Source organism: Yoonia sp. R2331 (genome assembly GCF_041103235.1).
In the GTDB taxonomy this organism is placed as follows: domain Bacteria; phylum Pseudomonadota; class Alphaproteobacteria; order Rhodobacterales; family Rhodobacteraceae; genus CANMYO01.
Genome location: NZ_JBGCUN010000001.1, coordinates 1,479,445 through 1,500,254, shown reverse-complemented (window position 1 = coordinate 1,500,254; position 20,810 = coordinate 1,479,445). Strand labels below are relative to the sequence as shown.

23 protein-coding genes are annotated in these 20,810 nt (G+C 59.1%); 16 read left to right on the top strand and 7 right to left on the bottom strand.

Translation table 11 applies throughout. From position 1 onward, the window contains the following. Nucleotides 1-84 precede the first annotated feature (84 nt). Together AB3Y40_RS07770 and AB3Y40_RS07765 are read right to left on the bottom strand one after the other, a co-directional pair. Complete coding sequence (locus tag AB3Y40_RS07770) at nucleotides 85-1,035, bottom strand: T6SS effector amidase Tae4 family protein (protein WP_369438224.1); 951 nt, start codon at nucleotides 1,033-1,035, stop codon at nucleotides 85-87. Nucleotides 1,036-1,141: 106 nt separating this feature from the next. After that, entirely contained in the window at nucleotides 1,142-2,143 is a 1,002-nt protein-coding gene (locus AB3Y40_RS07765; RefSeq protein ID WP_369438223.1) for a GlxA family transcriptional regulator, read from the bottom strand. 158 nt (nucleotides 2,144-2,301) lie between these two features. Between AB3Y40_RS07765 and AB3Y40_RS07760 the strand changes: the two genes are divergently transcribed. Then, nucleotides 2,302-3,672 (top strand): class II 3-deoxy-7-phosphoheptulonate synthase, encoded by a 1,371-nt coding sequence (locus tag AB3Y40_RS07760; protein WP_369438222.1) that lies wholly within the window; start codon nucleotides 2,302-2,304, stop codon nucleotides 3,670-3,672. 16 nt (nucleotides 3,673-3,688) lie between these two features. On the opposite strand, the gene AB3Y40_RS07755 is transcribed toward AB3Y40_RS07760, so the two are convergent. Beyond that, the gene (locus tag AB3Y40_RS07755; protein WP_369438221.1) at nucleotides 3,689-4,333 is read right to left on the bottom strand and encodes a PAS domain-containing protein; all 645 of its coding nucleotides are present in this window, start codon (nucleotides 4,331-4,333) and stop codon (nucleotides 3,689-3,691) included. A 185-nt stretch (nucleotides 4,334-4,518) separates the two neighbouring features. On the opposite strand from AB3Y40_RS07755, the gene AB3Y40_RS07750 reads away from it, so the two are divergent. Genes AB3Y40_RS07750 through AB3Y40_RS07735 form a run of 4 tightly spaced genes read left to right on the top strand, consistent with a single transcriptional unit; the run spans nucleotide 4,519 to nucleotide 7,750 of the window. After that, complete coding sequence (locus AB3Y40_RS07750) at nucleotides 4,519-5,409, top strand: YicC/YloC family endoribonuclease (protein ID WP_369438220.1); 891 nt, start codon at nucleotides 4,519-4,521, stop codon at nucleotides 5,407-5,409. 4 nt (nucleotides 5,410-5,413) lie between these two features. Further along, nucleotides 5,414-6,055: a guanylate kinase gene (gene gmk, locus AB3Y40_RS07745; RefSeq protein WP_369438219.1), complete on the top strand. Its 642-nt coding sequence runs from the start codon at nucleotides 5,414-5,416 to the stop codon at nucleotides 6,053-6,055. Next, nucleotides 6,052-6,573 (top strand): gamma carbonic anhydrase family protein, encoded by a 522-nt coding sequence (locus AB3Y40_RS07740; protein ID WP_369438218.1) that lies wholly within the window; start codon nucleotides 6,052-6,054, stop codon nucleotides 6,571-6,573. The genes gmk and AB3Y40_RS07740 overlap by 4 nt, the downstream gene beginning before the upstream one ends. 1 nt (nucleotide 6,574) lies before the next feature. Beyond that, on the top strand, nucleotides 6,575-7,750 hold the full coding sequence (locus AB3Y40_RS07735) for a trans-sulfuration enzyme family protein (RefSeq protein WP_369438217.1): 1,176 nt from the start codon (nucleotides 6,575-6,577) through the stop codon (nucleotides 7,748-7,750). On the opposite strand, the gene AB3Y40_RS07730 is transcribed toward AB3Y40_RS07735, so the two are convergent. Beyond that, the gene (locus AB3Y40_RS07730; protein ID WP_369438216.1) at nucleotides 7,747-8,130 is read right to left on the bottom strand and encodes a hypothetical protein; all 384 of its coding nucleotides are present in this window, start codon (nucleotides 8,128-8,130) and stop codon (nucleotides 7,747-7,749) included. The two genes, AB3Y40_RS07735 and AB3Y40_RS07730, sit on opposite strands and share 4 nt — an antisense overlap. A gap of 141 nt (nucleotides 8,131-8,271) precedes the next feature. On the opposite strand from AB3Y40_RS07730, the gene AB3Y40_RS07725 reads away from it, so the two are divergent. Further along, nucleotides 8,272-9,327, top strand: a complete 1,056-nt coding sequence (locus AB3Y40_RS07725) for an ATP-binding protein (protein WP_369438215.1) — start codon at nucleotides 8,272-8,274, stop codon at nucleotides 9,325-9,327. Here the strand turns inward: AB3Y40_RS07725 and AB3Y40_RS07720 are convergent. Further along, nucleotides 9,275-10,024: an SGNH/GDSL hydrolase family protein gene (locus tag AB3Y40_RS07720; RefSeq protein WP_369438214.1), complete on the bottom strand. Its 750-nt coding sequence runs from the start codon at nucleotides 10,022-10,024 to the stop codon at nucleotides 9,275-9,277. The genes AB3Y40_RS07725 and AB3Y40_RS07720 overlap by 53 nt on opposite strands. Nucleotides 10,025-10,208: 184 nt before the next feature. Between AB3Y40_RS07720 and AB3Y40_RS07715 the strand changes: the two genes are divergently transcribed. From AB3Y40_RS07715 to AB3Y40_RS07685, 7 genes are all read left to right on the top strand, one after another. Then, a complete protein-coding gene (locus AB3Y40_RS07715; protein WP_369439621.1) occupies nucleotides 10,209-11,243 on the top strand; it encodes a substrate-binding domain-containing protein in 1,035 nt (344 codons plus the stop codon). A 125-nt stretch (nucleotides 11,244-11,368) separates the two neighbouring features. Further along, nucleotides 11,369-12,850, top strand: coding sequence for a phosphate ABC transporter permease subunit PstC (gene pstC, locus AB3Y40_RS07710; protein WP_369438213.1), 1,482 nt, complete (start codon nucleotides 11,369-11,371; stop codon nucleotides 12,848-12,850). Then, nucleotides 12,847-14,190 (top strand): phosphate ABC transporter permease PstA, encoded by a 1,344-nt coding sequence (gene pstA / locus AB3Y40_RS07705; RefSeq protein WP_369438212.1) that lies wholly within the window; start codon nucleotides 12,847-12,849, stop codon nucleotides 14,188-14,190. Before pstC ends, pstA begins: the two co-directional genes overlap by 4 nt. A 12-nt stretch (nucleotides 14,191-14,202) precedes the next feature. Continuing rightward, nucleotides 14,203-15,003, top strand: coding sequence for a phosphate ABC transporter ATP-binding protein PstB (gene pstB, locus AB3Y40_RS07700; protein WP_369438211.1), 801 nt, complete (start codon nucleotides 14,203-14,205; stop codon nucleotides 15,001-15,003). 14 nt (nucleotides 15,004-15,017) lie between these two features. Next, the gene (phoU, locus tag AB3Y40_RS07695) at nucleotides 15,018-15,725 is read left to right on the top strand and encodes a phosphate signaling complex protein PhoU (RefSeq protein ID WP_369438210.1); all 708 of its coding nucleotides are present in this window, start codon (nucleotides 15,018-15,020) and stop codon (nucleotides 15,723-15,725) included. Nucleotides 15,726-15,729: 4 nt separating this feature from the next. Then, nucleotides 15,730-16,422: a phosphate regulon transcriptional regulator PhoB gene (phoB, locus tag AB3Y40_RS07690; RefSeq protein ID WP_369438209.1), complete on the top strand. Its 693-nt coding sequence runs from the start codon at nucleotides 15,730-15,732 to the stop codon at nucleotides 16,420-16,422. Between the two features lie 54 nt (nucleotides 16,423-16,476). Beyond that, complete coding sequence (locus AB3Y40_RS07685; RefSeq protein WP_369438208.1) at nucleotides 16,477-17,655, top strand: M24 family metallopeptidase; 1,179 nt, start codon at nucleotides 16,477-16,479, stop codon at nucleotides 17,653-17,655. A 204-nt stretch (nucleotides 17,656-17,859) separates the two neighbouring features. Here the strand turns inward: AB3Y40_RS07685 and AB3Y40_RS07680 are convergent, their stop codons facing one another. Further along, nucleotides 17,860-18,651: a hypothetical protein gene (locus AB3Y40_RS07680; protein ID WP_369438207.1), complete on the bottom strand. Its 792-nt coding sequence runs from the start codon at nucleotides 18,649-18,651 to the stop codon at nucleotides 17,860-17,862. A 122-nt stretch (nucleotides 18,652-18,773) separates the two neighbouring features. On the opposite strand from AB3Y40_RS07680, the gene fumC reads away from it, so the two are divergent. From fumC to AB3Y40_RS07665, 3 genes are read left to right on the top strand one after another with little or no spacing between them, the layout of a single operon-like run. After that, nucleotides 18,774-20,165, top strand: a complete 1,392-nt coding sequence (gene fumC / locus AB3Y40_RS07675) for a class II fumarate hydratase (protein ID WP_369438206.1) — start codon at nucleotides 18,774-18,776, stop codon at nucleotides 20,163-20,165. Beyond that, nucleotides 20,162-20,341 (top strand): DUF4169 family protein, encoded by a 180-nt coding sequence (locus AB3Y40_RS07670; RefSeq protein ID WP_369438205.1) that lies wholly within the window; start codon nucleotides 20,162-20,164, stop codon nucleotides 20,339-20,341. Before fumC ends, AB3Y40_RS07670 begins: the two co-directional genes overlap by 4 nt. Beyond that, nucleotides 20,334-20,561 (top strand): ribbon-helix-helix domain-containing protein, encoded by a 228-nt coding sequence (locus AB3Y40_RS07665; RefSeq protein WP_369438204.1) that lies wholly within the window; start codon nucleotides 20,334-20,336, stop codon nucleotides 20,559-20,561. The genes AB3Y40_RS07670 and AB3Y40_RS07665 overlap by 8 nt, the downstream gene beginning before the upstream one ends. On the opposite strand, the gene AB3Y40_RS07660 is transcribed toward AB3Y40_RS07665, so the two are convergent. Beyond that, nucleotides 20,546-20,803: a hypothetical protein gene (locus AB3Y40_RS07660; protein ID WP_369438203.1), complete on the bottom strand. Its 258-nt coding sequence runs from the start codon at nucleotides 20,801-20,803 to the stop codon at nucleotides 20,546-20,548. The two genes, AB3Y40_RS07665 and AB3Y40_RS07660, sit on opposite strands and share 16 nt — an antisense overlap. Nucleotides 20,804-20,810: the final 7 nt, after the last annotated feature.

The window sequence follows — 20,810 nt, the reverse complement described above, 5'->3', positions numbered from 1 at the left end:
TCAGGGGATGTGAAGCGACATCAAGAGGCAAATCGCCCGATTTTGGCAGAAACCCTAGGTCAAACCGGCACGATTGTGCCTTTGTCAGGGGTTGATCGGTAAAAAGTGGATCGCCGTACGGGTGGCCACGAAAGTCGTATTGGGATTGCGGCCGCGCGGTTCGCCGGGGGCGGCATAGTTTAGTTCATCATTCATGATACGGTGGCCGTCAAAGAAATCAATGTGATCCCCACCCGCCGTGGCAGAGGATTCGCCGATGTTGTCGAAGAAAACGATGCCGGGCGTGCCAGAGACCAGATCATAGACCGATGCGCCGGTTCGGTCGCGGGTGATGGTGTAGCGGGTGAACCGCCAGAACGAGCTGATATGGTCAAACACCCGCTGCGCGCGAGCGTCATGGGGCACTTCGATATGGCCGCCGCAGGCGCGGTGGTTGGCGCGGTGCACAATAAGCCGAACACCCTGTGCGGCCCGCATGTGAAAGCCAATGCCAGCACGGCCAAGTGCCACTGACAGACGGATCGCACATTGATTGGTGATCCCGTCACCGCTGGCACCGGGTGAGCGGCAGGGCTTGCCGCCGCTTTCAACAAAACGCCCGTATTCACGGCGCATGACGGCGGCACTGGGAATGCGCGGTGTGGTCACTGATAAGGTGTCTTGCGTTTCGGTTGGGGGTGGCGCGGCAGCTGCCACGGCCACAGAGCGGGGGGCCAGATGAGCACGGGTGGCCAGATCATCGAGCAGGCCAAGTGTGTCGCGACCAGCGATCCCGTCACCTGAGCGGCCATTTGAAGTCAGACCGTTGTCTTCTTGGAATTTGCGCACGGCCTCGAAGGTTTCAGAGCCATAACCCCCATCCAGCATACCGTCTGCGGTCTGGCTGCGGCGCAGCGTCGCGATACGCAGATCCTGCAAGGCCTGTTGCAGCAAGCGCACTGCGGCCGCGTCATTCTCGCCCCGGCGCATCGGCGGGGCATTGTCGGCAGCGCGTGCAAGGCGGGCATTACCCACGAAAAGACGGCTGGTCAGCATATTAAATCCCCCAAAATCATCAAATGTCGCATAAATATGCGGCATTTGACCATGGAGAGACTGCACCTGTCTAGGCTAGGGCAACCAGACCCCCCGCCTTGCGCGATCAGATCGACAAGCGCGACGACTGTGAACCGCGCTCGCGATAAGGCGTGGTTTTATAGTGCGACCGGTAGCATTTGGAGAAATGCGAAGGTGAGGCAAAGCCGCAGGCAAGGGCCACATTGATCACTGTCATGTCGGTCTGCATCAGTAAGTTGCGGGCCTTTTGCAGGCGCAATTCCATGTAGTACCGTTTCGGGCTGCGCGACAGGTAGCGGCGGAACAGACGCTCAAGCTGACGGGTCGACATGCCCACCTCTTGGGCGAGGATCGCCGGGCTGATCGGCTCTTCGAGGTTTTGTTCCATCATCTGGATGACACGCGACAGTTTTGGATGGCGCACACCGATGCGGGTCGGAATCGAAAGGCGTTGCGTGTCCTGATCGGTGCGGATCGAGGAATAGATCAGAATATCAGCCACGGCGGTTGCCAATTCCTCTCCATGATCCTCTGCGACAAGCTTGAGCATCAAGTCGACCGAGGCGGTGCCACCGGCGGTGGTGATCCGGTTGCCGTCGATCACGTAGATCGACTTGGTCAGGGTTACATCTTCAAATTCCTCGACAAAGCTGTCCTGATTTTCCCAGTGGATCGTAGCCTTTTTGCCGTTTAGCAGGCCGGCGCGGGCCATTGTGAAGCCAGCAGTGCAGAGGCCCGCCATGGTCACACCGCGCCGCGCCTCACGGCGGACCCAGTTCAGTACTTTCTTGTTGGTGGCGTGCTGGATGTTCACACCGCCACACAGCATGATCGTGTCGTCGCGGTCGAGTTCGATCAGCCCATCGTCAACCTGAAAGGTGCAGCCGTTCGAACAGGTCGCCGGTTGGCCGTCTTCGGCTAGAATTTGCCAGCTATAGAGCGTTTTACCTGCTGTGCGATTGGCGATGCGCAGACATTCGATGGCCGCAGCAAAGCACAGCATGGTGAAATCATTGAGCAGCACAAAAACAAAGCGCCGGGGCTTGCCAGAGTGGTCCACATCAACGGTTTGGGGTTCGATCAGCATCTAAGTCTTTCTGCTGGCATTTTGAGTCTGGAAAGCACAACACCTTTTTACGCGCCCGATCAAGAGCAAACGCAGCCGATTTGCCATTGGCCCCGCCTGCAGAGGTGGCTATAAGCGCAGACTGATAACGCGGATTTGCAACCCTTAGGAGCAAGACAATGACGGACTGGCAGAAATCGGACTGGCGCAAGAAGCCAAGGGTCCAGATGCCCGACTATACCGACGCGGCGAAACTCGCCGAAGTTGAGGCCCGTCTTGCCAGCTATCCACCGCTTGTCTTTGCGGGTGAGGCGCGTCGGCTGAAAGACCACCTTGCCAAAGTCAGCCGGGGCGAGGCGTTTCTGCTGCAGGGCGGCGACTGCGCCGAGAGCTTTGCAGAGTTTGGTGCAGATGGAATCCGCGACACCTTCAAGGTGATGTTGCAGATGGCAATGGTGCTGACCTATGGCGCCAAGGTTCCGGTCGTAAAGGTCGGACGGATGGCAGGGCAGATGGCCAAGCCGCGCTCTGCGCCGACAGAAACGATGGATGGGGTCGAACTGCCCAGCTACCGTGGTGACATCATCAACGGGTTTGATTTCACGCCAGAGGCGCGAATCCCGGACCCAGAGCGGATGGCGCAGGCCTATTTGCAGGCCGCTGCCACGCTGAACCTGCTGCGCGCCTTTTCAACGGGTGGCTATGCGGATGTGCATCAGGTGCACGCCTGGACGCTTGGGTTCACGGCAGCCAACGAAGTGCTGAAGTATGCCGATATCGCGGAGCGGATCAGCGATACGCTCGATTTCATGGAGGCCGCAGGGCTGACCAGCGAAAGCAATCACGAGCTCAAGACAGTGGAGTTCTTCACCAGCCACGAAGCCTTGCTGCTGGAATACGAAGAGGCGCTGTGCCGCGTGGATTCCACCACCGGCAAGTGGTTGGCAGGGTCTGGCCACATGATCTGGATCGGAGACCGCACGCGGCAGCCCGATGGGGCCCATGTCGAGTTCTGCAAGGGCGTGCAAAACCCGATTGGATTGAAGTGCGGGCCGAGCATGACCAGTGGTCACCTCAAATCACTGATGGCGAGCCTGAACCCCGAGAACGAAGAGGGGCGCTTGACCCTGATCGCGCGCTTTGGGGCCGGGCAGGTGGCGGATCATTTGCCGCGTCTGATCAAGGCGGTCGAGGAAGAGGGCGCAAACGTGGTCTGGACCTGCGACGCGATGCACGGCAACACGATCAAGTCGTCCACCGGTTACAAGACGCGGCCCTTTGAAAGCGTGCTGCGTGAAGTGCGCGAGTTCTTTGGTGTGCACAAGGCAGAGGGCACCATCCCCGGCGGCGTGCATTTCGAGATGACCGGGAAGGATGTCACCGAATGCACTGGTGGTGTGCGCGCGGTCACGGACGAAGACCTTTCAAGCCGGTATCACACGGCCTGCGATCCGCGTCTGAACGCCAGCCAATCGCTAGAGCTCGCGTTTCTGGTGGCAGAAGAACTTTCAGATCGTCGTCAGACGCTGGACGAAGCCAAGGCCAGCTAAACTACGGTTGTGGTGGTCAGCCGTTGTTGACCACCAGCCGCAACGCGGGCTTTTCTGTGCGGGCGGGGGGCGCATATGCCACCTCACTGCGCCGCGCGCGGCGATCAGGGTAGGGCGTATCCATCTGGTCACAGCGCACTGGCTGATCACTTGCCAGTTCAAAGCGCAGCCCGCGCGTCCCGGTTTGACCGGACACCACGAGTGCGCCCATCACGCGGGTCAGGCGGCCTTTGGCATCGCGCAGCGGCAGCAACAAAACCTCGGCCCGGAGCGGTTTGCGCCCAAAGGATCGTTGCGCCAAAAGCGGGATGCTGACGACAGCGGGGCTGGTAAAGGCCTGTTCCGCCAATCGCAGCACTGTATCGCGCGCACCTTCGGTGAAGAATGCCCCAAAGGACATGCCACGCGGGTCCATGCGCAGCATTTCGTGCAGGCGTTGACCCGCCACCCGCGTGCGCAGGGCGCCCGGCGCGGTCCGTTCCAGCATGAACGCATAAGGAAGGGCGGAATCCAGCAGCGCGGGATCAAACCGGGATTCAGCGCCCGGTTGAGCGGTTATTGTGCGCCAGTCCTGTTCCAGCGTCATCAATATCTGCGCCTCTTGCGGCGCAAGGCGGGTGGTGGCCACATGGGCTGCGTCAAAGGCGCGGATGAACTTCATCGTTTGGTCCTGTTATTCGAGCCCCGTTCGGGGCCATTGCTTACCAAGACGTTAAATCAACTTTGACATAACTTCACTTAACAAAGTCTTAAAAGGTTAACGCCCTGCAGCCGGGTGCAGCCCTTGCCCCGGAAGGTGATTTGCCCTTAGGTGCGCGCGAGATATCGCCCAAAGGAAGCCGCTCGATGATCCGATCCATGACCGCCTATGCCAGCCGCACCGGAAACCACGATGCCGTCAGTTGGGTATGGGAAATGCGCGGTGTGAATGCGCGCGGGCTTGATCTGCGGTTGCGCCTGCCAGAGGGGCTGGACGGGTTAGAGGCGACGGTGCGCACAGTCATCAAGGACACACTGACCCGCGGCAACATCAGCCTGTCATTGCGTTTGCAGCGCGATGAGGCTGCGCAACCGCTGGCGCTGGATACTGCGCAGCTAGACCGGGTTCTTGGCGCGCTGGATCAGGTGCAGGAACGTGCCTTTGCCATGGGTGTCACATTGGGTCAACCGACCGCGGCCGATGTGCTGAATACACGCGGCGTGGTCACAGCCGAACCGCAGGAACAGGACACCAAGGGGTTGGTCGCAGCGCTGAGCGCGGACGTGGCCCCGTTGTTGGCAGACTTTACGGCCATGCGGGCGCAAGAAGGTGCTGCATTGGAAGAGGTGTTGCTGGGGCAGATCAACGAGATCGGCAGCCTTGTCGATGATGCTGCTGCCGCCGCAGAAGCCCGCCGGCCACAGGCCGCACAGGCGTTGAAGGACTCGCTGGCGTGGGTGCTGGAGGATGTGGCAGAGGTGGACGAACAGCGCATCGCGCAGGAGCTTGCGATGATTGCCGCCAAGCAGGACATCACCGAAGAAATCGACAGGCTGCGCGCTCATGTCACAGCGGCCCGCGCGATGGTCGCGGCAAGCGCACCTACGGGCCGCAAACTGGACTTTCTTGCACAGGAATTTAACCGCGAGGCAAACACCTTGTGTTCAAAGTCGCAGAATGCTGCGCTGACCAAGATCGGTCTGGACCTTAAGGTGGTGATCGATCAGATGCGCGAACAAGTTCAGAATGTGGAGTAGCCCCATGTCGAAGCGCCGCGGCCTTTTGATCATCTTGTCTTCGCCCTCGGGTGCCGGGAAATCGACACTGGCGCAACGTCTGATGGCCTGGGACGACACGCTGCGGTTTTCGGTCTCGGCCACCACACGCGCACCACGCGCGGGTGAGGTGGATGGCCAGCACTATTTCTTTACCAGCACCGATGACTTTCAGGAACAGGTGAAAAACGGTGAGATGCTGGAACATGCGCGGGTTTTCGGGAACTACTATGGCTCGCCCATCAAACCAGTCCAAGAAGCCATTGAAGACGGGCGCGATGTGCTTTTCGACATTGACTGGCAGGGGGCGCAGCAGATCGGGCGGTCGGCCCTGCAGGATAATGTTCTGTCGATCTTCATTCTGCCACCGTCCATCACAGAGCTGCGCCGCAGGCTGGAGGCGCGCGGGCAGGACAGCGCAGAAGTGATTGACGCTCGCATGCAGAAAAGCTGGGACGAAATCAGCCATTGGGACGGCTATGATTATGTGCTGGTGAATGACGATCTGGACCAGACTGAGGCGCGGCTGAAGACCATCATTGAGGCTGAGCGCATGAAGAGCGCGCAGCAGCCAATGCTCTTGGATGTTGTGCGGCAGTTGCAGAACGAATTTGAGGACCCGACATGAGCCTTTATGCGCTGGGAGACGCCACCCCGATCGTGGCAGAGGATGCCTGGATCGCGCCCGGATGCTATGTGATTGGCCGAGTTACCGTAGCGGCAAAGGCCAGCATCTGGTTTGGCAGCACGCTGCGCGGCGACAACGAGATGATCACTGTCGGAGCGGGCAGCAATGTGCAGGAAAACTGTGTGCTGCATACCGACATGGGGTTCCCGTTGACCATCGGCGCAGGCTGCACAATCGGGCACAAGGCGATGCTGCATGGTTGCATCATTGGCGACAACGCGCTGATCGGGATGGGGGCCACGGTGCTGAATGGCGCAGTGATCGGAGAGAACTGTTTGATCGGCGCGGGCGCGCTGATCCCTGAAGGCAAAGAGATCCCCCCGGGCAGCCTTGTGATGGGGATGCCGGGCAAGGTGGTGCGCACACTGGATGCCGCAGCGATTGACGGGCTGCGCCTGTCGGCGCTGCATTATCAGGAAAACGCCGCGCGGTTCGCGCGGGACTTGCAGAAGGTCTAAGATGAAACCGCCCACATCCCTCGTTCGTCGGACCGACTGGCCCACGTCGACCTCTCGGCCCGTGGTGACGCCATTGCAGCCTTCGGTCGTCTATGCCTCGCCTGATCCTGATGCGTTGGATGCGCAATATGCGGATGGGTCTGGGTTTACCTATGCCCGCGAGGGGCACCCCAATGCCAGCGTGCTGGCTGCCAAGATTGACATGCTTGAGGGGGCCACCGGTGGTATCATTACCGGGTCGGGGATGTCGGCAATTGGCGCTGTCTTTCTGGGCTGCTTGAAGGCGGGCGATCACGTGGTGGGTGGTGATCAGCTTTATGGGCGGAGCTTGCGGCTGATGACGCAGGATCTGCCGCGGATGGGGATTGAGACGACGCTGGCGGACCCCACGGATGTGGATGCGATGGCCGACGCGATTCGGCCCAACACAAAGCTTATCCTCGTTGAGGTGGTCAGCAATCCCACGATCCGCGTGGCGGATATGGACGGGATCGCCGCTTTGGCAAGAGACCGCGGCATTCTGCTGGCGGTCGACAACACCTTTACCACGCCACGCAGCTATCGCCCGTTGGATCACGGGGCCGACGTTGTGATCCATTCGGTGACCAAGCTGCTCGCAGGACATTCCGATGCCACGCTGGGCTATGTTGCGGCGCGCGATCCGGCGCTGGCGACGGCGATCAATGACGCCAACGTGACATGGGGCCTGACGCCCAGCCCGTTTGACTGCTGGCTGGCTGAACGGGGTCTGCATTCCTTTGATCTGCGGTTTGATCGGGCGCAGCAAAACGCCAGCGATCTGGCGGACGCGCTGGCCGAAATGCCGGGCGTAAAACGGGTGATCTACCCGACACGGCCAGATCATCCCGACCACAACCGGGCTGTTTCACTGTTGGGCGGGCAAGGGGGCCATATGCTGTCGTTTGAGCTGAACGGCGGGCGCGATGCGGCCAATGCGCTGACCCGTGCAGCTCCGGACATCGCATTTGCCCCCACGCTGGGGGATATTGGTACGACGCTGTCGCACCCTGCATCATCGTCACACCGGGGACTGACACCCGAAGGGCGTGCAGCGCTTGGGATCAGCGAAGGTTTCTTCCGGGTCTCGGTCGGGGTTGAGGATGTGGCGATGTTGCAGGCTGAGTTGAGCGCGGCGGTCGCCAAGGCGACGGCCTAAGGCCCGAACAAGTGCTCTGGCAGTGCCACAACCGCAAAGTCGAGGTCAGGTGCCACGGCTGAAACCTCTGCCCGGATAACTGTGTCATTTGGGATTTCTTCTGACACCACGCGGTAACGCCCCGCATAGTGCAAATCGCCCAATATGCGGGCAATCTCGACCGCATCGGTGTCGCGGACCACAAGCGGAGACATCACGATGTCAGGGTTCAACCGCAACAAAAGGGCGGCATCAAGGTCGGTGACATCTGCAAAGCTTAGCCCATCCAGAACCGGTAGCGCCGCGTCGCGGGCCAACCAGCGCTGCATATCGCCTAAGATCAATGTGATGGGCTCACGCCCATCCCCATTGGCCGAAAAAGGCGTAAAGGGTACCACCATGAATCCTTATCGTTCTGCGGAGAGTCGCACCTCAGGTTATGATTGTTTCAGCGGACCACACAACATAAAGCTTTGGTATTCCATGGTGTTCTGAACAATCAGTTCTGCACGTTTTGGTTGCATTCAAGGGGGGTCAATCCTGTGACCGAGAGCGAAACTGTCGCATTGCTTGAAGCCGTACCGCTGCCGATGCTGTCAATTGACAGGGACGGGCGGGTGACTGCGACGAATCGCGCATGCGTTGGACTGCTGGGGTCTGGCCTTGTCGGACGGCACTTTATCACCGCTGTACGCCAGCCGTTGCTGATTGAGTCCGTGGAAAGCACCTTGCGCAGCGGCGTGGCTGGCAAAGGTCGGTTTCTAAGCCGCGACGGACAGCGCGACACCACCTATCTTGTGCATATCGCTCCGGTTGGCGGGCAGGTTGTGCTGACCTTTGAAGATCGCACAGCCGCAGAAGAGGTCAGCGCGCTGCGTCGCGACTTTGTTGCCAATGTCAGCCACGAATTGCGCACGCCGCTGACAGCCTTGAACGGTTTCATTGAGACATTGCAGGGACCGGCCCGGAACGATCCCAAGGCGCGCGATCGTTTCCTGGGCGTTATGGCGCGGGAAACCGCGCGGATGACGCGGCTGGTCGGTGATCTGTTGTCGCTAAGTCGGGTGGAAGAGAACGAGCGGGTGCGCCCTGATGAGCCGGTGATCGTCGGGGATTTGATCCGCACCGCACTTGCCGAGCTGGACCCGATCATCACCACCGCGGGCGGGCAGGCCAAGCTGATTGATGACAGCGGTGGCGCCGCGGTGCCGGGGGATGCTGGACAAATCCGCCAAGTGATCGGCAATCTTCTCGAAAATGCGGCAAAATACGGCGTTGAGGGAGGGCAGGTGCGGATCAGCTTGAGTAAAATCAGCTATCAGCAGGCCCTGCGTCATGACGGGTTACAGCTTGCTGTGCACAATGACGGCGAGGGGATCGCCGCACATCACATTCCGCGCCTGACAGAGCGGTTTTACAGGGTAGATTCGCATCGCAGCCGTGAGGTCGGCGGCACTGGGCTGGGGCTGGCAATCGTCAAGCATATCGTTAACCGACATCGCGGTCGCTTGATGATTGAGAGCGGCAAAGAAGGCGGCACCACGATCACGGTGACACTGCCTGCGTTTCCCCCTGATGATCCGGCCAGTGACGCTTGACCAGATCGGCCGCCAGCTGACCCCATTCGGCATAGACCGCAGGGCCGGGGTGAAAGCCATCGGCTGACATGTCAGCGGGATCAAGCTGCGTCGGGCCTTGCAAGTAGCGGCAGTTCGGGCGCTCTGCGATCAGGTCACGGTGTGCCGCGTCAAAGACCTGCGCGCGGGCGTGCAATGCCCACCGCAAGGGATTGGGCAAAAGTGGGAAATCCTGTACCGGCGGCATGCCTGACGCGCAGATCAGCCGGACGCCGAAGTCAGCGGTCAGGCGATCATAAAGTTGTCCGGTCCGGCGCAGGTAGCGGGGCAGACTGTGACCGTTCTTGACGTCGTTCACGCCAAGACCAATCAAGGCGACATCAAATATGCCCTGTGGCACCTCGGCCAACATGTTGATTGTACTCGCTGTGGTTGCCCCGCAGCGGGCCTGAAGCCACCAATTGACAGTGAATTGCGGCGCCAAAGATGCGACAAACTGTCCTGCAAGTGCTTGATCTTGTGTTGCCACGCCGACGCCTGCCGCTGACGAATCGCCCAGTATCAAGACCCGAAGCGGCGTGCCTACGCCTATTTCACCCGCACGTGGGCCTGCTGCCTCTTGCAATTGGGCGGCGCGGAATTTGACGTAAACACCCTGCGGCGCGATCAGCGGCATCAAGGCAAGTGCTGCAAGGCGACGGGACGGCGTATCTGGCATGGCACTTTTATAGCAGATGACCACCACAAGGTTTATGGGGGGTGACGCAACGACAGGGCATATCCGCCGTCCTGTCATAAAACTTTTACAAAAGCGTCACAAAAGCTTTGTCAGCCAAACCTAGATCGCAGGCAACGGAACCGGCGCTCGCCCGGACCGGATGTTTGACAAACAGGAGACACCCATGTCGATCATGAAGCTGACCGCCTCTACGCTGGCGATTACGGCCCTTACCGCAACCACCGCTGCCGCACGTGACAACGTGCAAGTTGCCGGTTCTTCCACAGTTCTGCCCTATGCATCAATCGTCGCGGAGGCCTTTGGCGAAAACTTTGAATTCCCAACACCTGTTGTTGAATCAGGCGGTTCATCTGCCGGGCTGAAGCGGTTTTGTGAAGGTGTGGGCGAAAACACAATCGACATCGCAAACGCATCTCGCGCAATTCGCGAAAAAGAAGTCGCTGCCTGTGCCGAGAACGGTGTGACCGACATCATCGAAGTGCGCATCGGTTATGACGGGATCGTTTTTGCCAGCCAGCTGAACGGCCCGGACTACACCGCGTTTGAGCCTGCCGACATCTTCAACGCGCTGGCCCCCAAGGTGCTGGTCGACGGTGAGCTGGTCGACAACCCACATACCCTGTGGAGCGACTTCAACGCCGATCTGCCGAGCGAAGAAATCCTGGCCTTCATCCCCGGCACCAAGCACGGCACACGTGAAGTGTTCGAGGAAAAGGTTGTGGCTGCGGGCTGTGAAGCCACCGGCGCATTTGAAGCCATGATCGAAGCTGGCATGTCTGAGGACGACGCCGAAGACGCATGCCTGGCTGTGCGTGGCGACGGCCGTGCGGTCGACATCGACGGCGACTACACCGAAACGCTGGCCCGTATTGACGCCAACGCAAACGGCATCGGCGTGTTCGGTCTGGCGTTTTATGAGAACAACACCGACAAGCTGAAGGTCGCGACCATGTCCGGTGTTGAACCCACAACCGAGACCATTTCGACTGGCGATTATCCTGTTTCGCGCCCACTTTATTTCTACATCAAGGCCGCGCACATTGGTGTGATCCCGGGCTTGAAGGAATACGCAGAGTTCTTCGTCTCTGACGAAGTTGCTGGCCCCGACGGTCCGCTGTCTGCCTATGGTTTGGTGTCTGACCCCGCATTGATCGACGTGCAAACGACGGTCATGGAAGAAACAACGCTGAGCAATTAAGCCGCTGCGAAAAATTGGTGATCCGGGACACGCGCCCGGGTCACCCCGGCGTAATGTGCATTGATCCACGTACATTTGCCTTCTGACGCCCTATAAGGGCACCGAAACGGACTGGTGGGGACCCCATGTCAAATCTGATACTCGTGTTGATCGTGCTGTCGCTGGGCGTGGTCGGCTACGTTCTGGGCCGGGCCCGTGCGATGCAGGTCGCTGGCGGTGATCGCCGCAAGCTGCATTCCTTACCGCTCTATTATGGTGCAAATGTTGGGCTAAATGCGGTTGTGCCCGCCATGCTGGTGCTATTTGTCTGGTTGATCGTGCAGCCTTTGATCATCAATAGCAGCGTGTCGGGCATGATCCCGCAAAGCGCCATCGACGAGGGCGGCACACTCAGCCTGATCATGTCGGATGTCCGCCGGGTTGCCGAAGGTCTGGATGTTGCTGTCGCCCAAGGTGCCATGCGCGCAGAAGACGTAAGTGGTCTGGGTGCCGATTTCACGGACCTGCGCGCGCGTCTGGCAGAGGTCGGCGTGGCGCTGGGATCTGACGTGACCGCTGACACATTCGGGGCCGCCCAACGATACCGCGAGATGGCGGGGACGGGGAACCTGATCAAGACCATCGTGGTGTTCGGGACCTCATTGGCCGGACTTATCATTGCCTATCTGATGACGACGCCGACGTTCCGCGCCCGCAATGTGGTCGAACGCGGCATCCTGATGGTGCTTATCGCAGCCGCCTCGATCGCGATCCTGACGACGCTGGGCATCGTGCTATCGCTGATCTTCAATACTTTCGAGTTTTTCCGCCTTTACCCGGCGTCCGAGTTCTTTTTCTCGCTGAGTTGGAACCCAAGCTTTTCGGGCCGTGGCGGCGGGTCAGAGCTGGGCATCCTACCTTTGCTGTGGGGCACGTTATATATCTCATTCATCGCGCTTTTGGTGGCAGTGCCCATCGGGCTTTTCGCCGCGATTTACCTGAGTGAATATGCCAGCAAGCCGGTCCGGTCCGTCGCCAAACCGATGCTGGAACTGCTCGCCGGGATTCCCACGATTGTCTACGGTCTGTTTGCCTTGCTGACGGTTGGACCGATGCTGGTCAGTGTCTTTGGCCGCGACGGGGCCTTGGGTGTTGATTGGATGCAAGGTGGGACAGCGGTGATGACGGCAGGGCTGGTGATGGGGATCATGCTGATCCCGTTCGTCTCTTCCTTGTCGGATGACATTATCAACGCGGTGCCACAGTCCATGCGCGATGGGTCGCTTGGCCTTGGGGCCACCCATTCGGAAACCGTGCGCCAGGTGATCCTGCCTGCAGCCTTGCCCGGCATTGTTGGCGCGATCTTGTTGGCGGCATCCCGCGCTATCGGTGAGACGATGATCGTGGTGCTGGGGGCAGGGGCCGCGGCCCGGCTGTCGATGAACCCTTTTGATGCAATGACCACTGTGACCGCCAAGATCGTCAGCCAGCTGACCGGCGATAGTGACTTTGCCTCGCCCGAGGCGCTTGTTGCCTTTGCCTTGGGGATCACCCTTTTCGTCATCACGCTGGCGTTGAATGTCTTTGCCCTTTTCATTGTCCGTAAATACCGGGAGCAATACGAATGACCGACGCAACCCAAGGCAGCCCAGTTCGGGCCAAGGGCAAGTCGCTGCTGGAAGTCGATTCCCGCACCAAAAAGCGCAACGCCGCAGAGACCCGGTTCAAGGCCTACGGTGTAACCGCGATTGGTATCAGCCTGTTCTTTCTGGTGTCGCTGCTGTGGGCCATCGTGACCAACGGGACGCCTGCCTTTACCCAGACTTTCGCCAACGTAGAGATCACGTTGCTGGAGGAGAAGCTGGACAAGAACGGCAACCGTGACCTGGCCGACATCCGCAAAGTGTCGACCTTTGGCTACAAGCCGCTGGTCAACGACGCGCTGGTGGCAGCAACCGCCGACATCGAAACCGAGGTTGCCGCCAAGGAATTGGACAAGATCCTATCCGCCTCTGCTGCCGCGATCGTGCGAGACTATGTGATCGCCAACCCTGATCAGATTGGTGAAACGGTCGAATTTCGGTTGCTGACCTCGTCCCGTGTGGATGGCTATATGAAAGGCCGCGTGACCCGCGAGGATCTTGCACGTGACAAGAACCTGAGTGCCGCCCACCTTGATCTTGTTGATGTACTGGTTGAACGAGGGTCGGTCGAACGGGTGTTCAACTGGGACTTTATCACTGGCGCTGATGCCTCTGAGAGCAGGCCAGAGCAGGCCGGAATCGGTGTGTCGATGTTGGGGTCGTTTTTCATGATGCTGGTGGTGCTGGCGCTGGCCTTGCCGATTGGTGTCGCGGCTTCGATCTATCTTGAGGAGTTTGCGCCGCAAAACAGGTTTACTGACCTGATTGAGGTGAACATCAGCAATTTGGCCGCTGTGCCGTCGATTGTCTTTGGTATTCTTGGTCTTGCGGTCTTCATTCAGTTCGCACATTTGCCGCAGTCGGCCCCGATTGTGGGTGGTCTGACGCTGACCCTGATGACGCTGCCGACGATTGTGATTTCGACCCGTGCCTCTTTGAAAGCGGTGCCACCGTCGATCAGAGATGCGGCTTTGGGGGTCGGGGCGAGCAAGATGCAAACGGTGTTTCACCATGTGTTGCCGCTGGCGATGCCTGGTATCCTGACGGGCACGATCATCGGCCTTGCGCAGGCCTTGGGCGAAACCGCACCACTGCTGTTGATTGGCATGGTGGGCTATATCGCCACAAACTATCCCGACGGCGTGACGTCTGGCTTTCTGGACCCGAACTCGGCCATGCCCGCCCAGATTTACGAATGGGCGAAACGGGCCGACCCCGCATTCTATGAAAGAGCATGGGGCGGTATCATCGTGCTGCTGGTGTTTCTTTTGACCATGAACCTGATTGCGATCATCCTGCGCCGCAGGTTCGAGCGCCGCTGGTAGGAGCTGCCGACAATGGAAGACATGATTCAAATGGACCGCGCCATGAGCACCCAACAAGACATCAAGATCCGCGCAAATGGTGTGCAGGTCTATTACGGCGACAACCACGCCATCAAGGACGTGAACGTCGATATTCAGGACAAGACCGTGACGGCGTTCATTGGGCCATCGGGTTGTGGTAAATCGACGTTCCTACGGTGCATCAACCGAATGAACGACACGATTGACATCTGCCGGGTTGAGGGCGACATCCGCATCGACGGCGAAGACATCTATGACCCGCGGGTCGATCCGGTGCAACTGCGCGCCAAGGTGGGCATGGTGTTCCAGAAGCCGAACCCGTTTCCCAAGTCGATCTATGACAACGTGGCCTATGGCCCCAAGATCCACGGGCTGGCCCGCAACAAGGCCGAGCTTGACGAGATCGTGGAAAAGGCACTGCGGCGCGGGGCCATCTGGGACGAGGTCAAGGACAGGCTGCACGCGCCCGGCACCGGCCTTTCGGGCGGTCAACAGCAGCGCCTGTGCATCGCGCGCGCCGTGGCGACAGAGCCCGAAGTGTTGCTGATGGACGAGCCGTGTTCGGCGCTTGACCCGATCGCCACAGCACAAGTGGAAGAGCTGATTGACGAGTTGCGTCAGAATTATTCGGTGGTGATTGTCACCCACTCAATGCAGCAAGCCGCACGCGTCAGCCAACGCACTGCGTTTTTCCACCTGGGTAATCTGGTGGAATATGATGACACCGACAAGATTTTCACCAACCCCGAAGACCCGCGCACCGAGAGCTACATCTCGGGCCGGATCGGGTAGAGGAGAGCAGGCAGATGAACGAACATATCTCAAGCGCGTATGACCGCGATCTAGAAGGTATCACCACGCTGGTCATGCGCATGGGCGGGTTGGTCGAAGACGCCATCCTGAATGCCGCCAAGTCGCTGATGGACCGCGATGTCGAGTTGGCCGAACAGGTGCGGCAGGGTGACAAAGCGATTGACGCTCTTGAAATCCAGATCAACGAAGAGGCGGCGCGCACCATCGCGCTGCGTGCTCCGGTGTCTAAGGACCTGCGGTCCATCCTGACGGTGTTGCGGCTTGCCGCTTCACTAGAGCGGATCGGAGATTACGCCAAGAATATCGCCAAGCGCACCGGGACACTGGTCGAGATGAGCCCGGTCAATGGATCGGATTCCGCCTTGCGCCGGATGGCCCGCGAGGTGCAGGCGATGCTGAAAGACACGCTGGATGCCTATATCCGTGGCGATGCAGACCTCGCCGAAGACGTGCGCCAGCGCGATCAGGAAGTCGATCAGATGTATAATGCGCTGTTCCGCGAATTCTTGACGTTCATGATGGAAGACCCGCGCAACATCACGCCTTGCATGCATTTGCACTTCATGGCCAAAAACGTGGAACGCATGGGCGATCTGACCACCAATATGGCCGAGCAGATCATCTATCTTGTGACCGGCGAGATGCCCGAGGACGCGCGCCCCAAAAGCGACAAGACATCCTTTGTGAGCGAGGCGGGCTAAGACCATGTCAGCAGCCCAGCAACCACATGTTTTGATTGTGGAAGACGAGCCTGCGCAACGCGAAGTGCTAGCCTACAATCTGGAAGCCGAAGGATTTCGCGTAAGCCAGGCCGAAGACGGGGAAGAGGGGCTGTTGCTGCTGTCCGAAGACCCGCCAGATGTGATGGTGCTGGATTGGATGCTGCCGTCAGTATCCGGGATCGAAGTGTGCAGGCGGGTCAAGATGGACCCGGCGACACGGTCAACTGCGATCATCATGCTGTCGGCCAAATCCGAAGAGGTGGACAAGGTGCGCGGTCTGGAAACCGGTGCTGACGACTATGTCGCAAAGCCCTATTCGATGTCCGAACTGATGGCGCGTGTCCGGTCGCAGTTGCGCCGTGTGCGGCCCGCGACCGTGGGGCAGGTGCTGACTTACGATGATATCGTGCTTGATGCAGAGACCCATATCGTGACCCGCGCGGATGAAAAGCTGAAGCTTGGACCAACAGAGTTTCGTCTGCTGAGTACGTTCATGGAAAAACCTGGCCGCGTCTGGTCGCGGGATCAGTTGCTGGACCGGGTCTGGGGGCGCGACATCTATGTGGATACGCGGACCGTTGATGTGCATGTCGGCCGGTTGCGCAAAGTGTTAACCCAAGGCGGCGGCGAAGACCCCGTGCGCACGGTGCGTGGCGCGGGCTATGCGCTGGGATAGTTTCGGCTAGGACGGTGCAAAAACCGGTGCCATAGTCGGGCAGGGGGTCCTGCCATGCCGCATCCAAAACCGGCCTTTGACCAAAAGGAATACGATGCGCGGGTTATGCGCGTCCGCGCGGCTATGTCCGAAGCCGGGATCGAAGTTCTGTTGGTCACTGATCCATCCAATATGGCCTGGATCACCGGTTACGACGGTTGGTCGTTTTATGTGCATCAAGGGGTGATCGTGGGTCCTGATGGCCCACCGCGCTGGTGGGGCCGTGCAATGGATGCCGCTGGCGCGCAACGCACAGTCTGGATGGAGGACGATTTCATCCACGGCTACGATGACACCTTTGTCCAGAACCCCGACAAACACCCGATGGCGGATCTGTCAGAGGTGATCGCAGACTGCGGCTGGGGTGCATTGCGAATTGGCGCTGAACTGGATAATTATTATTTTAGTGCAGTGGCTTACATTGCACTATTAAAGCATCACACAAAGATTTTAGACGCCACCGGATTGGTCAATTGGCAGCGATTGGTTAAGTCACCGCAAGAGATCACTTATATGCGGCGCGCCGGTGCCATTGTGACCGCCATGCACGCCCAAATTCGCGACATCGCAGAAGTCGGTATGCGCAAGAATGACCTGATTGCAGAGATCTACCGGACGGCAATTCGCGGTGTGGATGGGCATTGGGGCGACTATCCGGCAATTGTGCCAATGGCACCGTCAGGCGCGGACGCAACGGCACCGCACCTGACATGGGATGACAGTCCGCTACGGGCTGGAGAGGCAACTTTCTTCGAGATTGCAGGGGCTTACAGGCGTTATCAATGCCCGCAAAGCCGCACGCTGTTCTTTGGAGAAGTTCCAAAACGCTATCGCGAAGCCGAGGCTGCCATATCAAACGCGACCGAGGCCGTGCTGGCCAATGCGGCGCCCGGATTGACCTGCGAGGCGCTTGCAGAGGTGTTCAACGGCACCTTGGCGCAACACGGCTTTGAGAAAGACAGCCGCTGCGGATATGCCATCGGGCTGTCATATCCGCCAGACTGGGGCGAACGCACGATTTCCTTGCGCGCTGGTGACACAACGGAACTGCGCGCCGGAATGGCGCTGCACTTTATGCCGGCGTTGTGGCTGAGCGACGGCGGCATCGAAATCACGGAGCCGCTGCTGATTACCGACCAGGGATGCGAGAAGCTTTGCCAAACGCCGGGCGGGTTGGTCGTGAAGTCAGCGTAGTCCAATGGCCGTTGTAAACATTAGATTTGTGTCGGTTAGGGGCTTAGTTGAGTTTTGCCCTTAGTGCGCATAATCGGTATTATGTAAGATTGAGAAGGATGTACCCCCTTGAAATACGGTCAATAAACACCGATTGGGCGTTTTGCCCCCGCAAAACGGCATCAAGCGCAACCTAGGCGGCGCACTGCACCGCCCAGTAACGCACTAAGCGCCCATGAAACTGCGATTGAAAAGCCGTCCCTTGACCAGCCACGCGGCGCCAAACGCCATCAGGCCCACGGCCTCGCACCAGAACGTCAAGTTCAGCATGTTCCAGAACGTGACCTCGACAACCAGTCCGGCAAGGAAATAAAGCAGCAGTCCCATCGACGCCAACGCAATGACAATCGCGCAAAGCCGGTAAATGCCGTTGCGCAACATCTTGATCGTCTTCACTTTTCCGGTCGCTGGGTTCACGTCCGAGGCGCTGACCAACGGAAAAACGCACCAACAGAAGTAGATCATCATGCCGAACAACAGGCTGGCAGCCGCGTAGTGGATATAGTCGACGAAGGGAAAGGACTGAAATTCAGGCGCAGTGCCGGAGATTTCAGGCAAGTTAGTGGTGACGGTGCTGAAGGCGCGTGCGTTAAAGGCCCCCTGCTCACACCCGGGAAATATGGTTGGAAAGAACGCGACGCAAAGTGCTGCCCACCCGGCGATTGTTGCCAACCGGTTGATCCGCGCCGTCTCGCCCCGGTAAGCCATGAGCATCGCACCGGCGAAGGCCAGCGCCATCACAAAGAGATCGCCGGACAGTCGCGCATAGTAATAATGGCTGAGGCTGTCGCGAAAGCAGGCATCATTGAAGGTTTCATCGACCAAAACGGTCAGCGCGGGCAATGTGATACCGATCAGGCCGACAATCGAGATACGGCGGCGCTGGGTTCGCAAAGCCTCGGCTTCGGATTGCTGTAGCCAAAGCGGGTCAACGGGTTTGTTAATCCGGGCGGTCATAGAAATTCTCCTCCGTTCAAATGTGCTAACGTAAACATTGCGCTTGGGGTTTGTCATGAATTGCCTTCAACCGGGTGGCGGGATATCCCTGCCGAAACCGACAGCAACGAGGGCCATGAGACATGACCGAGACCCGCACCGAAACCGACAGCTTTGGCCCGCTTGAGGTCCCCAGTGATCGCTATTGGGGCGCGCAGACGCAGCGCAGCCTGATGAACTTTCCCATCGGTTGGGAAAAACAGCCCGTCGCAATCGTGCGGGCACTGGGCGTGATCAAGCAGGCCTGTGCGATGGCCAACAAGGAGCGCGGCAAGCTGGATGCGGAACGCGCGGACGCCATGATCAAGGCCGCGTCAGAAGTCGTGGCAGGTGATCTGGACGATCATTTCCCGCTGGTGGTCTGGCAAACCGGGTCAGGCACACAGTCCAACATGAATGCCAACGAAGTGATATCGAACCGCGCGATTGAAATTCTGGGCGGTACGATCGGGTCCAAAGACCCTGTGCATCCCAACGATCACTGCAACATGGGCCAATCCTCGAACGATACCTTTCCGACCGCAATGCACATTGCCGTGGCGCGCACTGCGCATGATGTGCTGATCCCGGGTTTGGAAAAGCTGCACGCGGCCCTTGCTGCCAAGCAGGAAGAATTTGAAGACATCATCAAGATCGGGCGTACCCATACGATGGACGCAACGCCGCTGACCCTGGGGCAAGAGTTTTCGGGCTATGTCCATCAGGTTGCAATGGGTCTGCGCCGGATCAAGGCCGCCCTGCCCGCGATCTATGAACTGGCGCAAGGTGGCACCGCCGTCGGCACCGGGCTGAACACACCCAAAGGCTGGGGCGAAACGGTGGCCGCCCATATGGCCGAGATCACCGCCCTGCCCTTCGTCACGGCCCCGAACAAATTCGAAGCGCTGGCAAGCCATGATGCGCTGGTTGAAATGTCAGGTGCTTTGAAGACGGTCGCTGCATCAATCTACAAGATTGCCTGTGACATCAGGTTCCTTGGCTCTGGTCCGCGCTGCGGATTGGGCGAATTGATGTTGCCTGAGAATGAGCCCGGGTCGTCAATTATGCCCGGCAAGGTGAACCCGACGCAAGTTGAGGCGATCACCCAAGTCTGTGCCCATGTGATGGGCAATGATGCAGCCGTAGGCTTTGCCGGCAGTCAGGGCCATTTTGAGTTGAACGTGATGAAGCCGATGATGGCTTATAACGTGCTGCAATCCATGCAACTTTTGGGCGATGCATCTGTCGCGTTTACCGACAACTGTGTGGTTGGGATCAAGGCGGATACTGTGCGGATCGAAAAGCTGATGCGCGAAAGCCTGATGCTGGTCACAGCATTGGCCCCGACGATTGGCTATGACAATGCCACCACGGTTGCAAAGACCGCGCACAAAAACGGCACAACCCTGAAGGAAGAAGCCATCAAGCTGGGCTTTGTTGACGAGGAAACCTTCGAAGCGGTTGTGCGGCCCGAGGATATGATCGGCCCGAAATGACCACACCGATCAATCTCAATAAGGTGCGCAAGGCGCGCGACCGCGCGGCGGATAAAACCCGCGCGGACGAGAATGCAGTAAAGTTCGGCCGGACCAAAGCCGAGCGGGTTCTGGACGCCGCAAAGGCAGATCAAGCCGCACGGCGGTTGGACCAATTGAAGTTCGAGGATGAATAGCGGGCGGCCCGTCAAACGGTCGCTAACGTTGCGCGGTCACCGCACAAGCGTGTCACTGGAAGATGCGTTCTGGCAAGCGTTTCGGGATCTTGCCGCCGATCAAGGCAAGACGATCAACGGTTTTGCTGCTGAAATTGATGAGGCCCGCGGTGACGTCGGCCTCGCCTCGGCCATTCGTGTTACGGTTTTAAAAACGTTGCAGGATCAGTCGGACGCATAAAGCGCCGAGCGGATCAGCAGCATGGACTCAAGTTCCTGACGCTCTGATTCCTGAAACTCTTCGTTGGTGGACAGCGGCATGCCTGTCGGCAACTCGAACAATTGGCTGAGTTCTTCGCGCTTTAGCGGGACGGGATCGTACCGATCAAAGGCGTCGTCGGGCCGCGAGGCAGCGCCAAAATTGCGCATCGTCCGCCCCAGCGCACCCGCGACAGTTGAAAAGGTCGTTCCATAAATCGACATCAGCGGT

Bases quoted from the DNA above. Each gene is read 5' to 3' on its own strand.
- AB3Y40_RS07770 (WP_369438224.1), bottom strand. From the start codon at position 1,035: ATGCTGACCAGCCGTCTTTTCGTGGGTAATGCCCGCCTTGCACGCGCT.
- AB3Y40_RS07765 (WP_369438223.1), bottom strand. From the start codon at position 2,143: ATGCTGATCGAACCCCAAACCGTTGATGTGGACCACTCTGGCAAGCCC.
- AB3Y40_RS07760 (WP_369438222.1), top strand. From the start codon at position 2,302: ATGACGGACTGGCAGAAATCGGACTGGCGCAAGAAGCCAAGGGTCCAG.
- AB3Y40_RS07755 (WP_369438221.1), bottom strand. From the start codon at position 4,333: ATGAAGTTCATCCGCGCCTTTGACGCAGCCCATGTGGCCACCACCCGC.
- AB3Y40_RS07750 (WP_369438220.1), top strand. From the start codon at position 4,519: ATGATCCGATCCATGACCGCCTATGCCAGCCGCACCGGAAACCACGAT.
- gmk (WP_369438219.1), top strand. From the start codon at position 5,414: ATGTCGAAGCGCCGCGGCCTTTTGATCATCTTGTCTTCGCCCTCGGGT.
- AB3Y40_RS07740 (WP_369438218.1), top strand. From the start codon at position 6,052: ATGAGCCTTTATGCGCTGGGAGACGCCACCCCGATCGTGGCAGAGGAT.
- AB3Y40_RS07735 (WP_369438217.1), top strand. From the start codon at position 6,575: ATGAAACCGCCCACATCCCTCGTTCGTCGGACCGACTGGCCCACGTCG.
- AB3Y40_RS07730 (WP_369438216.1), bottom strand. From the start codon at position 8,130: ATGGTGGTACCCTTTACGCCTTTTTCGGCCAATGGGGATGGGCGTGAG.
- AB3Y40_RS07720 (WP_369438214.1), bottom strand. From the start codon at position 10,024: ATGCCAGATACGCCGTCCCGTCGCCTTGCAGCACTTGCCTTGATGCCG.
- AB3Y40_RS07715 (WP_369439621.1), top strand. From the start codon at position 10,209: ATGTCGATCATGAAGCTGACCGCCTCTACGCTGGCGATTACGGCCCTT.
- pstC (WP_369438213.1), top strand. From the start codon at position 11,369: ATGTCAAATCTGATACTCGTGTTGATCGTGCTGTCGCTGGGCGTGGTC.
- pstA (WP_369438212.1), top strand. From the start codon at position 12,847: ATGACCGACGCAACCCAAGGCAGCCCAGTTCGGGCCAAGGGCAAGTCG.
- pstB (WP_369438211.1), top strand. From the start codon at position 14,203: ATGGAAGACATGATTCAAATGGACCGCGCCATGAGCACCCAACAAGAC.
- phoU (WP_369438210.1), top strand. From the start codon at position 15,018: ATGAACGAACATATCTCAAGCGCGTATGACCGCGATCTAGAAGGTATC.
- phoB (WP_369438209.1), top strand. From the start codon at position 15,730: ATGTCAGCAGCCCAGCAACCACATGTTTTGATTGTGGAAGACGAGCCT.
- AB3Y40_RS07685 (WP_369438208.1), top strand. From the start codon at position 16,477: ATGCCGCATCCAAAACCGGCCTTTGACCAAAAGGAATACGATGCGCGG.
- AB3Y40_RS07680 (WP_369438207.1), bottom strand. From the start codon at position 18,651: ATGACCGCCCGGATTAACAAACCCGTTGACCCGCTTTGGCTACAGCAA.
- fumC (WP_369438206.1), top strand. From the start codon at position 18,774: ATGACCGAGACCCGCACCGAAACCGACAGCTTTGGCCCGCTTGAGGTC.
- AB3Y40_RS07670 (WP_369438205.1), top strand. From the start codon at position 20,162: ATGACCACACCGATCAATCTCAATAAGGTGCGCAAGGCGCGCGACCGC.
- AB3Y40_RS07665 (WP_369438204.1), top strand. From the start codon at position 20,334: ATGAATAGCGGGCGGCCCGTCAAACGGTCGCTAACGTTGCGCGGTCAC.
- AB3Y40_RS07660 (WP_369438203.1), bottom strand. From the start codon at position 20,803: ATGTCGATTTATGGAACGACCTTTTCAACTGTCGCGGGTGCGCTGGGG.